The sequence below is a fragment of the Mesorhizobium sp. Z1-4 genome, assembly GCF_004000235.1.
In the GTDB taxonomy this organism is placed as follows: Bacteria; Pseudomonadota; Alphaproteobacteria; order Rhizobiales; family Rhizobiaceae; genus RCIO01.
Genome location: NZ_RCIO01000001.1, coordinates 167,422 through 181,796 on the forward strand (window position 1 = coordinate 167,422; position 14,375 = coordinate 181,796).

Annotated in this window: 14 protein-coding genes; 10 read left to right on the forward strand and 4 right to left on the reverse strand. The window is 61.5% G+C overall.

The annotated features are described in order from the left end of the window. Nucleotides 1-2 precede the first annotated feature (2 nt). Genes hutU through EP165_RS00845 form a run of 4 tightly spaced genes read right to left on the reverse strand, consistent with a single transcriptional unit; the run spans nucleotide 3 to nucleotide 4,670 of the window. Nucleotides 3-1,667, reverse strand: coding sequence for a urocanate hydratase (hutU, locus tag EP165_RS00830; protein WP_127519660.1), 1,665 nt, complete (start codon nucleotides 1,665-1,667; stop codon nucleotides 3-5). Further along, a complete protein-coding gene (locus EP165_RS00835; RefSeq protein ID WP_127519661.1) occupies nucleotides 1,664-2,869 on the reverse strand; it encodes a CaiB/BaiF CoA transferase family protein in 1,206 nt (401 codons plus the stop codon). The genes hutU and EP165_RS00835 overlap by 4 nt, the downstream gene beginning before the upstream one ends. Then, nucleotides 2,869-3,846, reverse strand: coding sequence for an NADPH:quinone oxidoreductase family protein (locus EP165_RS00840; RefSeq protein ID WP_127519662.1), 978 nt, complete (start codon nucleotides 3,844-3,846; stop codon nucleotides 2,869-2,871). Before EP165_RS00840 ends, EP165_RS00835 begins: the two co-directional genes overlap by 1 nt. Next, on the reverse strand, nucleotides 3,846-4,670 hold the full coding sequence (locus tag EP165_RS00845; protein ID WP_127519663.1) for an IclR family transcriptional regulator: 825 nt from the start codon (nucleotides 4,668-4,670) through the stop codon (nucleotides 3,846-3,848). Before EP165_RS00845 ends, EP165_RS00840 begins: the two co-directional genes overlap by 1 nt. Nucleotides 4,671-4,793: 123 nt before the next feature. Here EP165_RS00845 and EP165_RS00850 point away from each other — a divergent pair, with 123 nt between their 5' ends. The 10 genes from EP165_RS00850 (at nucleotide 4,794) to EP165_RS00895 (ending at nucleotide 14,308) form a co-directional block, all read left to right on the forward strand. Beyond that, a complete protein-coding gene (locus EP165_RS00850) occupies nucleotides 4,794-5,771 on the forward strand; it encodes an ABC transporter substrate-binding protein (RefSeq protein ID WP_127519664.1) in 978 nt (325 codons plus the stop codon). A gap of 101 nt (nucleotides 5,772-5,872) precedes the next feature. After that, complete coding sequence (locus tag EP165_RS00855; RefSeq protein ID WP_127519665.1) at nucleotides 5,873-6,778, forward strand: ABC transporter permease; 906 nt, start codon at nucleotides 5,873-5,875, stop codon at nucleotides 6,776-6,778. Continuing rightward, a complete protein-coding gene (locus tag EP165_RS00860) occupies nucleotides 6,775-7,569 on the forward strand; it encodes an ABC transporter ATP-binding protein (protein WP_127519666.1) in 795 nt (264 codons plus the stop codon). Before EP165_RS00855 ends, EP165_RS00860 begins: the two co-directional genes overlap by 4 nt. 23 nt (nucleotides 7,570-7,592) lie before the next feature. Then, a complete protein-coding gene (locus EP165_RS00865; RefSeq protein ID WP_127519667.1) occupies nucleotides 7,593-8,198 on the forward strand; it encodes a carboxymuconolactone decarboxylase family protein in 606 nt (201 codons plus the stop codon). Next, nucleotides 8,179-9,216, forward strand: a complete 1,038-nt coding sequence (locus EP165_RS00870) for a pyridoxal phosphate-dependent aminotransferase (RefSeq protein WP_127519668.1) — start codon at nucleotides 8,179-8,181, stop codon at nucleotides 9,214-9,216. The genes EP165_RS00865 and EP165_RS00870 overlap by 20 nt, the downstream gene beginning before the upstream one ends. Further along, nucleotides 9,203-10,654 (forward strand): FAD-binding oxidoreductase, encoded by a 1,452-nt coding sequence (locus EP165_RS00875; RefSeq protein WP_127519669.1) that lies wholly within the window; start codon nucleotides 9,203-9,205, stop codon nucleotides 10,652-10,654. Before EP165_RS00870 ends, EP165_RS00875 begins: the two co-directional genes overlap by 14 nt. Next, nucleotides 10,651-10,953 (forward strand): DUF1330 domain-containing protein, encoded by a 303-nt coding sequence (locus EP165_RS00880; RefSeq protein WP_127519670.1) that lies wholly within the window; start codon nucleotides 10,651-10,653, stop codon nucleotides 10,951-10,953. Before EP165_RS00875 ends, EP165_RS00880 begins: the two co-directional genes overlap by 4 nt. A 209-nt stretch (nucleotides 10,954-11,162) precedes the next feature. Then, the gene (locus EP165_RS00885) at nucleotides 11,163-12,581 is read left to right on the forward strand and encodes a hypothetical protein (RefSeq protein ID WP_127519671.1); all 1,419 of its coding nucleotides are present in this window, start codon (nucleotides 11,163-11,165) and stop codon (nucleotides 12,579-12,581) included. Between the two features lie 44 nt (nucleotides 12,582-12,625). Beyond that, a complete protein-coding gene (gene fdxA / locus EP165_RS00890) occupies nucleotides 12,626-12,949 on the forward strand; it encodes a ferredoxin FdxA (RefSeq protein WP_127519672.1) in 324 nt (107 codons plus the stop codon). Nucleotides 12,950-12,997: 48 nt separating this feature from the next. Further along, nucleotides 12,998-14,308, forward strand: a complete 1,311-nt coding sequence (locus EP165_RS00895; protein ID WP_127519673.1) for an aspartate aminotransferase family protein — start codon at nucleotides 12,998-13,000, stop codon at nucleotides 14,306-14,308. Nucleotides 14,309-14,375: the final 67 nt, after the last annotated feature.

The window sequence follows — 14,375 nt, forward strand, 5'->3', positions numbered from 1 at the left end:
CCTCAGGCTTGCATCGGAAGCCAGAGGCCATTTTCGCGCGCGCATTCGACGGCGATCTCATAACCGGCATCGGCGTGGCGCATGACGCCGGTCGCCGGGTCGTTCCACAGCACACGACCGATCCTGGCCGCAGCGTCGGGTGTACCGTCGGCCACGAGCGCGATGCCCGAGTGCTGCGAATAGCCCATTCCGACCCCTCCCCCATGATGGAACGAAACCCAGTCGGCGCCGCAGGCGGAATTCAGCAGGGCGTTCAGGATCGGCCAGTCGGATATGGCATCCGAACCGTCGAGCATGCCCTCCGTCTCCCGGTTCGGACTCGCAACTGAACCGGAATCCATATGGTCCCGGCCGATGACCAGCGGCGCCTTCAACTCACCGCGCGCGACCATTTCATTGAAGGCAAGTCCGACCCGGTGCCTGTCACCGAGGCCGATCCAGCAGATGCGCGCCGGAAGGCCCTGGAACTTGATGTTGGTCTGCGCCTTGTCGATCCAGTTGTGGAGAAGCTCGTCGTCGGGCAGCAGTTCGCGGATTTTTGCGTCGGTTTTGTAGATGTCCTCGGGGTCGCCCGACAAAGCCACCCAGCGAAACGGCCCCTTGCCCCGGCAAAAAAGCGGTCGAACATAGGCCTCTACAAACCCCGGATAGGAGAATGCGTCCTCGACGTTCTTCTCCTTCGCCATCGCGCGGATGTTGTTGCCGTAATCAAGCGCGATCGCACCCATGTCGCGCATTTTCAAAATTGCCCGCACCTGCTTGGCCATGCCCTCCTTGGCAGCGTCCGAAACCGCGGCGGGTTCCCGCTCGCGACGGCGCTCCCACTCCTCGACCGTCCAGCCCGAGGGCAGGTAGCCGTAGACAGGATCATGCGCGGATGTCTGGTCGGTCACGACATCTGGCACAATGCCGCGTTCGGCGACTTCGGCAAAGACGTCGGCGGCATTGCCAAGCAAGCCAACGGAAACCGGCTCGCCTTTGGCATTTGCCGCTTCAATCATCTCGAGCGCTTCGTCGAGCGTCGAAGCGGACTTTTGCAGATAGCCGGTGCGCTGGCGGAATTCGATCCGCGATGGCTGACATTCGACGGCGATGATCGAAGCGCCCGCCATTGTGGCGGCCAGCGGCTGCGCGCCGCCCATTCCGCCCAGACCCGCAGTCAGGAACCAGCGCCCGGCCAGCGTACCGCCAAAATGCCGGCGACCGATCTCACCGAAGGTTTCGTAAGTGCCCTGAACAATGCCCTGCGAACCGATATAGAGCCACGAGCCGGCCGTCATCTGGCCGTACATGGTGAGGCCCTTTCGATCCAGCTCGTTGAAATGCTCCCAGTCCGCCCATTTGGGAACGAGATTGCCGTTCGCGATGATCACCCGTGGTGCGCCCTTGTGGGTCGGAAACACGCCCACCGGCTTACCTGACTGGACGAGCAGCGTCTGGTCGTCGCCAAGTTTTTTCAGAACGTCGACAATGCTCTCATAAGCCGCCCAGTTGCGAGCCGCCCTGCCGATCCCGCCATACACGACCAGTTCGCCCGGCCGTTCGGCAACGTCCGGATCCAGATTGTTCATCAGCAGCCGCATCGGCGCTTCAGTCGCCCAGTAGCGGGCGTTGAGCTCCGGACCTGTCGGGCTCCTGACGACGCGGATGTTTTCAAGGCGGGTCATGAAATCACTTTCCTCTCACGCAGTTCTTCGATGCGGCTGGCGGTCAGCCCGAGCAGGTCGGCCAGCACCTTGTCGGTATCCTCGCCTATCAGCGGCGCACGCGCGCAACCCGGCTCCGGCGCCGCCTCGAAGCGGACAGGCTGGCGCACCAGCGGAATGTCGCCCAAGACGGTGTTGGAGCCTTTGGAAACGAGTTTTCGCGCCTGCGCATGCGGGCTTTCCACGACATCGCCAAGCGACCAGACGGGGCCGCTTGGAACGCCCGCCTTCTGGAGCGCAGCCACAGCCTCTTCGCGGCTCAGCCGCTTTGCCCAGTCGGCAATGATCCCGCGCAATTCCGCTTCATACTCGTTGCGTGCGACATTGTTCGCGAAGCGCGGGTCGTCGACAAGTTCCGGCCTGCCGATGGCGGCCATGATCGAGCGAAAAGCAGAGTCGGAAAAACCGACAAGCACGAAGTCGCCGTCCGCGGCCGAAAAGCTGTCGACGGGGTAGGTCTCGGGATGCCGGTTGCCGACGCGGCGCGCCTTCGCGCCGGTGAAGAGCTGACGGCTAAGGCCCGTCAGCAGCATGGAGAACACGGAATCGAGCATCGCGACTTCCAGGTAACGCCCTTGGCCCGTTCGCTCCCGGTCGAAAAGGGCTGCAAGTATGCCCCATGAAGCGAACATGCCAGTTGCAACGTCGGCCATGCTTTCGCCGACGGCCATAGCGCGGCCTTCGCGCTCGCCGGTAATGCTCATCAAGCCGCTCATCGCCTGTATGACCAGGTCGAATGCGGGCCAGTCGGACATCGGTCCTTCCTGTCCGAAACCGGAGATCGAGGCGTAGATCAGCCGTTCGTTTTCTGCCCGCAAGGTCTTGTGGTCGAGCCCAAGCCGTGCTGCGACGCCGGGCCGGAAGTTCTCGACGACAATGTCGCTTTTCGCAGCGATATCGCGGGCGATCTTGACCGCCTCGGCTTCCTTGAGGTTGAGCGCGACGCTTTTCTTGCCCCTGTTGAGCAGCATGAAATATGTGCTCAGATCCTCCTTAAAGGGCGCGAAATGGCGGCCTTCCTCGCCGAAACCCGGCATCTCGATCTTGATGACCTCGGCTCCCAGATCGGCGAGCATTGCGGTGCAGTAAGGTCCCGACATCACACGGGTCAGGTCGAGTATCCGGACACCCTCGAGCAGATTTCTGTTACCAGCGGCACCCATCAGGCGTCGTCTCCAATCTCGATTATGACCTTGCCGAGTGTTTTGCGCGCGGCCAGATCGGCCAAGGCCGCTGGCACCGCCTCCAGCCCGTGCCGGAGGTCGATGACCGGCCGTATGGCGCCGGACGCCAGATCGCCGCTCATACGTTCGTTCACCCGGACCAGCATCTGTGCGTCGGTGTCGTGGTTCCAGTACACCCCGATGGCAGCAGCCCGCTTCAGGAGCAGGCGATTTGCGGGGATTTTCGGGATCTCGCCGGACGCAAATCCGACAATCAGAAGCCGTCCGTCGAGGGCAAGTGCGCGCAGGCTCTCCTGCGTGACATCGCCGCCCACCGGATCAACGATGACATCGGCCCCGCGCCCGCCCGTAAGCTCCTTGATCCTGGCGGACCAGTTTGCCACGCCCGGATCGATCGCCCAGGTGGCGCCGTTGGCGAGTGCAGCCTGGCGCTTCGCTTCGCTGCCCGCCGACGCGATCACCTTGGCGCCGCGGGCGACGGCAACCTGGACCGATGCCATGCCGACGCCGCCTGCCGCCGCGTGGACAAGCACAACTTCATCCTTCCCGACGGTGGTGCATTCGGTCAGTGCCACATAGGCGGTGGTGTAGACGACGGGCAGAGCAGCAGCTTCGGCGAAGGACGATGCCTTGCCGATAGAGATAGCCATGTCGTCGCGCAGGACAGCGTGGGACGCAAAGCCGCCCCACAGAAGTTTGCCCGCGACACGGTCGCCGACCGCGTGCCGTGCCCCCTCACCCGCAGACATGACTATTCCGGCAATCTCCTGACCGGGCGTGAAAGGGCGCGGCGGCCGAACCTGATATTTGTCGTCGATCATCAGCAGATCGGAAAAATTCAGCGCCGCCGCACACACCTTGACGCCGAGTTCGCCTTTGCCCGGCTGCGGCGGAAAAGCCTCCTTTATCCGCAGTTCGGCAAGCCCGGCTTCGGCTGATATCCATCGACGTGGCACTAAGTTTCTCCCTTGTTTGTCGGCTCGGCCTTTCCAGCGAGGCGACCGCTCAGCAGATGCACGGCCGCCGCCACACGTTGCCCGATGTCGGCGACATGCGCTTCGGGCATCCGTTGAAGCGGCGCCGCGATCGCGATGCTGCCAAGCGGAATCCCGCTCGGGTCCAGAATGGCCGCCCCCACACCGGCGACGCCGGGATAGGTTTCTTCCTGGGAAACCGCATAGCCGCGTTGGAGTATTTCACCCAATTCGACCCGCAATTGCTCGCTTCGGGGCACAACAGCGGGATTGATGGCCGGCATGGGCGCCTGAAGCACACGCTCGATGACGTTGTCCGGCAAATGGGCAAGCACCGGCTTGGCCGACGCACCGGCGTAAAGTGGGAATGTCGCGCCAATCGTTTCGTAGACGCGCAGGCCGCCGTGCTGGCTCGGAATCTGATCGAGACACACAACGTGCATCGCCGACGGGTTGAAGCCGGTTAGCATGATCGTCTCGCGCGTGCTCCGCGAAAGGTCCTCGAGAATGTCGGCGGCAATCGATGCCAGATCGAACTGAAGCTGGGCCCGCCGGCCAAGCTCAATGGCCGAAAGGCCAAGCGTGTAGCGACCGCTTCGTTCGTTGAACGCGAGATAACCTCTGCTGCACAGATAGCGGACCAGCCGGCTGACCGTCGAACGCGGCAGGTCCGCTGCCTTGCCGATCTCGACCTGAGTCCATGCAGGCTGCTCCGCGGTAAAGAGCTCAAGCATCAGCACGGCCTTATGCAGAAGGCCGACGCCTTTGATTTCCTGCTCCTGTTCGCTCTTGACAACCCGCGTCAATTTGATCTCATATTGTGGTACGTTGATCCTACAATATGAGACTTATCGGATGAATTCGAGTTTCGTCAAGTTGGTTCGACACAGCAAAGGGCATCCATGCCCTGCATAAATGGGAGGAACATTATGAGGATCCGTACACCGCTGGGAATTCTGGCTGCGGCATCTTTCGCATTCGTCATCAACGCCCACGCCGAAGACATGAAGAAGCTGGCCATCTCCACAATCGTCGAGGTGCCCGCTCTGCTTGAAACGAAAGAAGGCGTGTTGAAAGGCCTTGCCGAAGAGGGTTTCGTCGAAGGCCAGAACCTGGAAGTCGACTACCAGAACGCCAACGGCAACATGCCGACGCAGCAGCAGATCGCCAAGAAGTTCATTGGTGACAATCCAGACGTCATCGTGCCCATCACTACCCCGACATCGCAGGCGGTGATCGCAGGTACCGACACCATCCCGATCGTGTTCACCACGGTTACCGACCCGATCAAAGCGAAACTCATCTCGCAATATGAGAAGCCGGGCGGCAACGTGACGGGCGTGTCGGACGCAGCGCCGATCCAGCAGCAGGTTGCGCTGATGCAGGAGCTGGTGCCCGACCTCAAGACTATCGGCTACATCTACAATCCGGGTCTCGACAACGCCCTCGCAACGCTGGAAGTGCTGAAGCGTGAAACCGAGGGTCTCGGCATCACGATCGTTGAGTCCGCTGCTCCGACAACCAACGAAGTCTCGATCGCGACCAAGAAGCTGATCGGTGAAGTTGATGCGGTTTATGTGCCGAACGACACCACCGTGGTTGCGGCGCTCGAATCGATCATCAAGGTGGGCGAGGATGTCGACCTGCCGATCTTTGCCGGTGAGACCGGAGCCGTCGCACGCGGCGTGATCGCGTCTGTCGGGCTCGACTATGTCGAGGTCGGACGCATTACCGGCCATATGGCGGCCCGCGTTCTGCGCGGCGAAAATCCGGGCGATATCGACGCTGTCATTGCCTACCAGGTGCTGACGGACTTCAAAGTTGCGGTCAACAAGAAGGCCGCCGCTGCGATGGGTGTCACGATACCCGACGCGGTGCTCGCCCGCGCTACCGAGATAATCGAGTAAGCCCCCCCGAGCACACCCGGGCGTCGTTGCCATCATGGTCGGCGCCCTACCTGCCGATCCGGACAACCGGATCGGCCCCTTTGCGGGAGCATTGACACACGATGTCACTCTACGAACTTCTCGGCACACTCGAGACAGGCTTCGTTTTCGGCCTGGTCGCGCTGGGTGCCTACCTGACTTTTCGCATACTTGATTTTCCCGACCTCACGGTCGAAGGTAGCTTTCCGCTTGGAGCCGCCGTTTGTGCCGCGCTCATCGTTACGCTGGGGTGGAATCCCTGGCTTGCGACAGGTGTTGCCGCCGTCGCCGGTTTCGCGGCGGGCTGGACCACAGCCTATCTCAACGTCAGGTTCAATATCCTTCACATCCTTGCCGGCATCCTGCTGGCGATATCGCTCTATTCGATCAATCTGCGGATCATGAGCGGCCCGAACAAACCGCTCCTGGGTGTCGACACCGTGTTCGACACGTTCGGCGGGTTCGGTGTCGCCGGATATATCATCAGCCCGATCTTCCTCGGCGCGGTGACGCTGATCGTCCTGATCATGGTCAATCTGTTCCTCCATACCGGTTGGGGGATCGCAATGCGTGCCGCCGGCGCCAACCCCGCGATGGCGCAGGCCAACGGCATCAATGTGGGAAGCATGAAGCTCTTTGGAGTGGGGCTCGCCAACGCAATGACCGCCCTGGCCGGCGCACTGTTTGCCCAGATATTCGGCGCCGCAGACGCCTATATGGGCATCGGCGTGATCATCGTGGGCCTCGCCTCGGTCATCGTCGGTACCAGCCTCCTGCCATCGCGGACCATCCTTCAGGCGACGCTGGCCTGTATCGTTGGTGCGGTGCTCTACCGCTTTGCAGTCGCGCTGGCGCTCAACGCCGACTTCCTCGGCCTGCGCGCGTCGGACGTTCAGCTGGTCACGGCGGTTCTGGTTGCGCTCGCACTTATCGGCCAGGTGTCCGGTCTCGGCATCAAACGCTTTTTCAAGACATCGAAATCGAAATGATCGAACTCAAAGACATCCACGTCACCTTCAACAAAGGCACGCCACTTGAAACGACTGCCCTGCGCGGCGTCGACTTCAAGGTGCCGACCGGGCAGTTCGTTACCGTGATCGGCTCCAATGGTGCCGGCAAATCGACCAGCCTCAATGTGCTGGCCGGCATTGTGCCCGTGGAACGCGGTACCGTGACCCTGGGCGGTGAGGACATCACCAACTGGCCGGTACACAAGCGCGCGCGAATGATCTCGCGCGTGTTTCAGGATCCGAAGATCGGCACATGCGAAGATCTGACGATCCTCGAGAATTTCGCGCTCGCGCATGGACGAACCGCACCGCGCGGAATTCGTTTCGCCATCGAACGGTCGATGCGAGCTGCAACAGCCGAAAGGGTCAAGGTTCTCGGGCTTGGCCTCGAAAACAGGCTCGATGACAAGGTCGGCCTGCTTTCTGGCGGACAGCGTCAGGCGGTCAGCCTGCTGATGGCGACAACCGGCCAGTCCAGCGTGCTGCTACTCGACGAGCACACGGCGGCCCTCGACCCGAAGACGGCAGATTTCGTGCTTGAGACAACACGCACGATCGTAGAGCGGCTCGGGCTCACGGCCGTCATGGTTACACACTCCATGGCGCAGGCTCTTTCCACCGGCGAGCGGACGGTGATGTTTCACCGCGGCAAGATCATCTTCGACGCATCCGGCAAAGAGCGCGCTGGCATGAAGGTCGAAGACCTCCTGCACCTATTCAAAAAGACACAGGGCGAAGAGCTAAGCGACGACAATCTGCTGCTTGGCTGACACCTATTCAAATCGGATCAAAAATGACCTGGATACAAACAGTCCCTTATGAGGACGCGACCGGCCGGCTGAAAATGCTCTATGACCGCGTCAAAGGGCCCGACAACAACGTCGACAACATAATGATGGCGCACAGCCTGCGTCCGCACACGATGGACGGACACATGGCGCTCTACAAATATGTGCTTCATCACTCCGCCAACACCATTCCCAAATGGTTCCTGGAGGCGATCGGCGTTCTGGTCAGTTCGCTGAATGCCTGCAGCTACTGCGTGGAACATCATTATGCCGGAATGGCGCGGCTCATTGGCGACGAGAACCGTGCGCGCTCCTGCAGGAACGCGCTCGAATCGGGGAACTACGCCGACGCATTCGATACGCGAGAGCAGGCCGCACTCGACTACGCGGCGAAACTGACGCGCAAAGCGTCGGACGTCTCCAGCGGCGATATCGACAAGATGCGCCTGGCCGGATTCGACGACGGGCAAATCCTCGAAATCAACCAGGTCGCAGCGTATTTCTCCTACGCCAACCGAACCGTGCTTGGCCTCGGCATCAACACCGACGGCGATATCCTCGGTCTGTCTCCCAACAATTCGGACGACCCGAATGACTGGTCCCATCGCTGAGATGCATATGCCGAGGCGGATGCATCTGAACGAAAGCCCGCTTGCGCCCTCACCCGCTGTGGTGGCCGCCATCGCGGAGGCGGCCGCAGTCGCAAACCGCTATCCCGAGCAGGACGACCCGCGCTTCTACGAGATGCTGGCCGCATATGCAGGCGTCGAAAAGGACCGGCTGGCGGCAACCTCGGGATCCAACGAGTTCCTGCATCTGCTGCCGCTGGTCGCCGGGGCGCCAGGCGCCGGTATGGTGGTTCCCGAACCAAGTTTTCCGACCTACAGGAAAGTTGCCGGTTTCCACGACATCACAATCCAAGCGGTTCCGGTCCGGGCCGATGGCGTTCCGGATGTGGACGCCATTCTCGGTGCGATTACCGAGCACACACGTCTTGTCTGTGTGCCCTCGCCCAACAATCCGACGGGCGGCCTGCTGACGGAAGCTGAGATCGTCCGGCTGGTGTCCGGTGTGCCTGCGTCGATATTCCTGCATTTCGATGAAGCCTACTACGAGTTCGGCCGGGAAGCCGGCGGCGTCGAGACGCTGCCGATACTCGAGCAGCGCAATGGGCCATGGGCATCGTCGCGCTCATTTTCGAAAGCCTTCGGGCTCGCCGGCATACGGCTTGGCTATACGATCGCCAGCGACGTTGATCTGGCCACGCGAATACGCGGCCTGCGCCCCAATTTCTGCGTCAACGCGCTCGCTTGGGCTGCGGGGAAAGCAGCGTTGTCCGATCTCGCGCATGTCGAGGCAGGTGTTGCCGGCGTCGCACATGAACGCCGCCGGCTGTCCGACGGGCTGAGTGAGCTTGGGCTCTCGCCGCTGCCCTCGGCGGCGAATTTCGTTTCGTTTCCAGTGCCTCCGGATCGTCCCGACCTGGCGAACGCGATTCAGGCGGCAGGCATTCTGACGACAACTTTCACGTTGCCGAACGGCACCCCTGCGATCCGCGTCACTGCCGGCACGCAAGCCGACACGGACGCCTTTCTTGCCACTCTGGCGGCGAGTTATGGACACCGCTGACCTCATAGAAGTGCTGGCTGACCGGCTTGGGCCCGCGTCGGTGCTGACCGCTCAAAGCGAGCTTGAGGCCTTTCAAGCCGACCTTCTGAACAAATACCGGGTTCCGGCACTTTGCGTCGTCAAACCAGCCAATACCGAGGAAGTTGCGGCAACTGTCAGGCTCGCAAGGGAAGCCGGCGTAAAGGTGACGCCTGCAGGCGGCCGCACCGGCTTCGCAGGAGGAGCCGTAGCGCGGGAAGGCACAAGCCAGATAGTCGTTTCGCTCGAGCGCATGCGCTCCATTCGCGCGCTGAGCCCGGTTGACGACGTCATCGTTTGCGATGCCGGTGTCACATTGGCCGAAATCCGGCAGGCGGCAGAGGCAGCCGACCGCTATTTTCCCGTCAGCCACGGCGGCGAAGGAACGAGCCAGATAGGCGGCATGGTCGCAACGAACGCTGGCGGCAACAATGTCCTGCGATACGGCATGGCTCGGGCGAACATTCTCGGGCTGGAGGTCGTGCTTGCGAGCGGCGACGTCTGGGACGGGCTGCGTGCCCTGCGCAAGGACAATTCCGGCTACGATCTGAAGCAGATGTTCGTCGGTTCGGAAGGCACGCTCGGCATTGTCACCGCGGCGGCGCTCCGGCTTCAGCCCCGTCCGCGCGAACGGGCCTCGGCCCTTTGTGCAGTACCCGGCCCACAGGCCGCGCTCGAACTCTACAATACGGTCCGCAGCTCGGCCGGCGAACTCCTGAGCGCGTTCGAACTGATGCCACACAGCGGGCTGGAACTTCACCTCGCCCGCGCCGAAACAACCCAGGTACCATTGTCCGGCCGCCATGAGTGGATGGTTCTGCTCGAAGCCGAGACCTCCATTCCCGATCTCGATCTAGGCGGCCTGCTGGAGCGATTGCTCGGCGAAGCACTGGAACAAGGGTTGATCGAGGATGCCGCGGTTGCCCGCTCATTAGCACAGCGCAATGCGATGTGGGCGCTTCGCGAGGGGATGGCCGAAGCACAGGCGTCCAGCCGGTTGGTGATCAAGAGCGATACATCGGTGCCTGTCAGCGCTGTTGCCGAATTCGTCGACCGCGCCACCAAAGCCATTCACGCTCTATTGCCCGACGCCGTGCCGATACCGTTCGGTCATATCGGCGACGGCAACATACATTTCAACATCGGCGCCCCGCCTGGAATGAGCGCCGAGACCTTCGCATCCAACGAAGCCCGTCTGTCGGACGCAGTTTGCGATACGGCAATTCAACTCGGCGGTTCGATCTCGGCAGAACACGGCATCGGGCAGCTGAAGCTGGACAAGCTTCGGAAGGCCAAGTCGAAGACTGAACTCGAAATGATGCAACGGCTCAAGAACTCGTTCGATCCCGACAATCTGATGAACCCGGGAAAGATCGTCGAAGCCGATGATCCAGCACTCAAACAGGAGGCGCAATCGTGACCGCATACATAATCTCACGGGTATCGATTTCCGACCACGAAGCCATGTCTGGATACGTGGCCGATGCACCGGAAAGCGTGCACGCCTATGGCGGCGAGTATCTGGTGCGTACGGGCGACATTACGGCGCTGGAGGGCGACGCGGCTTACGAGCGGGTGGTCGTCGTCAAGTTTCCGAGCAAAGAAAAGGCACTCGGCTGGTACAACTCCGAGGAGTACCGCGAATTGCGCGACATTCGCTGGAAATCCGCCGACGCACACATCATCTGCGTGCCAGGCGAGAACCCGCTGCCGGTGTGAGAGCTGGCGAGTGCCGGCGACCGACAACAGCCTGCAACCATTGAGGTTTTGCGGCTGGCTGCGCCATCCATAACTATTGATTATGAAGTGGTGACTATTCCTCGTTTGTAATCCCGACGGTCATCCCCGACGATTTCGCCGATATTCAAGGCAATCGTCGTCGCCCAGCCGAGCTGAAGCGGTGATGACAACCCAAGGGAACAAACCGCGTGTCCTCCACTGCAAAACATATCCCGTCGCCGCGTGAAGAAGCGTTTCTGGCGCAAGTTACGAACGGCAAATACGACCGCCAGATCATCAGCGACATCACCAAGTTCGCATCGGGCGACGTTCCGCAGGACATGCAGAACTTCTATTCGCGCGAAGAGCTGGACGATATCCTGTCGCTGAAGGGCACAGACCGCGATCTTCAGGCGCGCATGCCCATCAAGATGACGCGGCACTATTTCGAGCAGGCGCAGAACAGCCGGCCGATGCAGGTGCTGGTCAAGGCAAGCCCCCGCGAAACGCTCGATCTTTCAGGCGCGGAAGACCCCGGCAAGCAGCTGACCTACAGCCCCTGCGAGGGCCTTATCCATAAATACGAGCTCGGCCTGCTTTATGTCGCGGCGACATGCTCGGCCCATTGCCGCTTCTGCTATCGCGAAGAGCTGATCGGGCGAAAAGAGATCGTGCGAGAGGACGGCACAACCGCGCCCAAAGGGCTGGCCCAGCTAGGCGAAGTGACCCGTTACATCAAGGAGCACAACCGTCTCGTCGCCGACAATGGCGGCCGCCATCCCGAAACCGGACGCGAGCGCCTGCGCGAGATCCTGATGTCGGGCGGTGACCCGATGGTGCTTGGCAACAAGAACATCGCCGGCTGGCTGGCCGGCCTAGCCGAAGCCGGAATCGAAAACATCCGCATCGGTACAAAAGAGCTTGCCTTCTATCCGGAGCGTTTCGACCCGACATTCTTTGCGATGCTGGACGCTTTCCACGAGGCCTATCCGGAAGTGAACCTGCGGATGATGGTGCACTTCAATCATCCCGACGAATTTCTGCGCAAGGCGCCGGACGGAGCATATATCGACAATCCGAAAGGCGGACTTGAGTGGATCCCGGCAACCCGCCATGCGGTCAAGGAGCTGGCCCGCCGCGACTGGATCAGCATCGACAACCAGTCGCCGATCATTCGCGACATCAATGACGATCCGGATGCGCTGCGCATCATGCAGCGCGAAACGCGCCGCAACGGCATCGAGAACCACTACTTCTTCTGCGGCCGAGATATCGTCGGCTACAAGGCATTCAATGTGCCGATCGAGCGCGCCTGGCACATTCTCAACGAGTCCCAGAAGGGCCTGTCGGGCGTCGAGGCGCATGCGCGCCTTTCGATCACTCACTACAAGGGCAAGACCGAAGTCGCAGCCGTGACCAATGAACCGATGCCGGGCGTGCGCGGCGCGGAAAACGGCGTGCTGATCTTCAAGCTTCTGCGTTCGGCTGCCGATGCCTCCGAACGGTGCAAGGTAACGATCGTCGGCCGCAATCCGGATGCGATCTGGTTCAACGACTACGACGACCGCGTCATCTTCGACGAGGCCGGCCTCTATTCCATGTACGGCGTCAAACCCGCCTTCCTGTAAGCCGCCGAGTAATCCACCAGCGAATAGAGAGCCGGCACGCCACCATGACCTATGTCGTCACCGAGAACTGTATCCGTTGCAAATACACGGACTGCGTAGATGTATGCCCGGTCGATTGCTTCTACGAAGGGCCCAACTTCCTGGTCATCCATCCCGACGAGTGCATCGACTGCGATGCCTGTGTGCCGGCCTGCCCGGCCAAGGCAATCTATCGCGACACCGATCTGCCGGACGCGATGCAGCATTTTTTGGGCTTGAACGAGGAACTGTCCCGGATCTGGCCGAACATCACCGACCAGAAAGACCCCTTGCCCGAGGCTGCAACCTGGGACGGCGCCGAAGGCAAGCTTGCTCACCTTGAGCGCTGACTTCGGCGTCGGCGGCCCACGACGACAATCAACAACCGAGTACGCTCCATGACAAAAAGTGCCGCGCTGTTCGAACGCGCGAAAGCGGTGATGCCGGGCGGCTGCAGCCGCAATACGATCCTGCGCAAACCGCATCCCATCTACGCCCTGCGAGGCGAAGGCTGCTACGTCTATGACGTCGAAGGTGTCGAACGTATCGACTTTGCCAACAACGTTGCCTCGCTGATTCACGGTCACGCGCACCCTGCAATTGTTGCGGCCGTAAGTGACCAGCTTTCCCGCGGCACCGCCTTTACGGTCGGCACCGAGGCCGAAATCGCACACGCGGAACATATGTGCGGCCGCAACGAGACGTTCGAGCGTATCCGGTTTGTGAACTCCGGCACGGAAGCTGTGATGGGCTCGCTGAAGGCGGCCCGCGCATACACCGGACGCCCGAAAATCGCCAAGGTGGAAGGCTCCTATCACGGGCTCTACGATTACGCGGAGACCAGCCAGACGGCGAAACCCGAGACCTGGGGCCCCGAGGAGCGGCCCGCCTCGACGCCGGTTTCGCGCGGCACCCCGCAGCGGGCGCTGGACGACGTGGTTGTCATTCCATTCAACGACCCGCAACGCGCCATCGAACTTCTCGACGCACATGCCGATGAGATCGCCTGCGTTCTCGTTGACGTTTTGCCGCACCGCATAGGTCTCATCCCTGCAAGCACGGAGTTTCTTTCCGCGCTGCGGAAATGGACGCAGGCCAATGGAGCACTGCTTGTATTCGACGAAGTGATCACCTTCCGCTCCAGCCATGGCGGTGCGCAGCAGTGGTACGATGTGCAGCCCGACCTCACCGCGCTTGGCAAAATGATCGGCGGCGGGTTTCCCGTCGGCGGCATCGCCGGCCGAGCGGAGGTCATGGAAGTGATGAACCCGCTGAACGGCCCAGCGGCATTTCCGCTCTACGGAACATTTTCGGCCAACCCGGTGACGATGACCGCCGGCAGAACGGCAATGACGCTGTTCGACACGGGTGCCGTCGCCGAGATCAATGCGCTCGGCGAGGCTGCGCGCACGAGCCTGCGCGAGGCAATTCGGATCGCGGATGTGCCCGCATGCGTGACCGGCCGCGGCTCCATGTTTCGCTTTCATCTCAGCGAAAGCGCGCCGCAGAACTACCGGGAAGCTTATCTCACTCCGGACCGGGCGTCGCTTCTGGCTCGCTTTGTGGGCCACCTTTTCGACGGCGGCCTGCTGATGGTGGAGACCGGCACCGGCATTCTATCCACTGCGATGGGTGGGAAAGAGATCGACCGCCTGGCAGAGATCGCGCTCGGCTCACTGCGCAAGATCAAGCCCGAACTCAGCCGCTGAAAGCTGCATGTTCCGAAGGTACGGAGGCCCGCTGGCCTCCGTACCGATCGTTGTTGGGCCGATAACT

Excerpts from the sequence above, each read along its gene's own strand:
- EP165_RS00860 (WP_127519666.1), top strand. The coding sequence starts at position 6,775 with ATGATCGAACTCAAAGACATCCACGTCACCTTCAACAAAGGCACGCCA.
- EP165_RS00875 (WP_127519669.1), top strand. The coding sequence starts at position 9,203 with ATGGACACCGCTGACCTCATAGAAGTGCTGGCTGACCGGCTTGGGCCC.
- EP165_RS00850 (WP_127519664.1), top strand. The coding sequence starts at position 4,794 with ATGAGGATCCGTACACCGCTGGGAATTCTGGCTGCGGCATCTTTCGCA.
- EP165_RS00835 (WP_127519661.1), bottom strand. The coding sequence starts at position 2,869 with ATGGGTGCCGCTGGTAACAGAAATCTGCTCGAGGGTGTCCGGATACTC.
- EP165_RS00865 (WP_127519667.1), top strand. The coding sequence starts at position 7,593 with ATGACCTGGATACAAACAGTCCCTTATGAGGACGCGACCGGCCGGCTG.
- EP165_RS00855 (WP_127519665.1), top strand. The coding sequence starts at position 5,873 with ATGTCACTCTACGAACTTCTCGGCACACTCGAGACAGGCTTCGTTTTC.
- fdxA (WP_127519672.1), top strand. The coding sequence starts at position 12,626 with ATGACCTATGTCGTCACCGAGAACTGTATCCGTTGCAAATACACGGAC.
- hutU (WP_127519660.1), bottom strand. The coding sequence starts at position 1,667 with ATGACCCGCCTTGAAAACATCCGCGTCGTCAGGAGCCCGACAGGTCCG.
- EP165_RS00870 (WP_127519668.1), top strand. The coding sequence starts at position 8,179 with ATGACTGGTCCCATCGCTGAGATGCATATGCCGAGGCGGATGCATCTG.
- EP165_RS00895 (WP_127519673.1), top strand. The coding sequence starts at position 12,998 with ATGACAAAAAGTGCCGCGCTGTTCGAACGCGCGAAAGCGGTGATGCCG.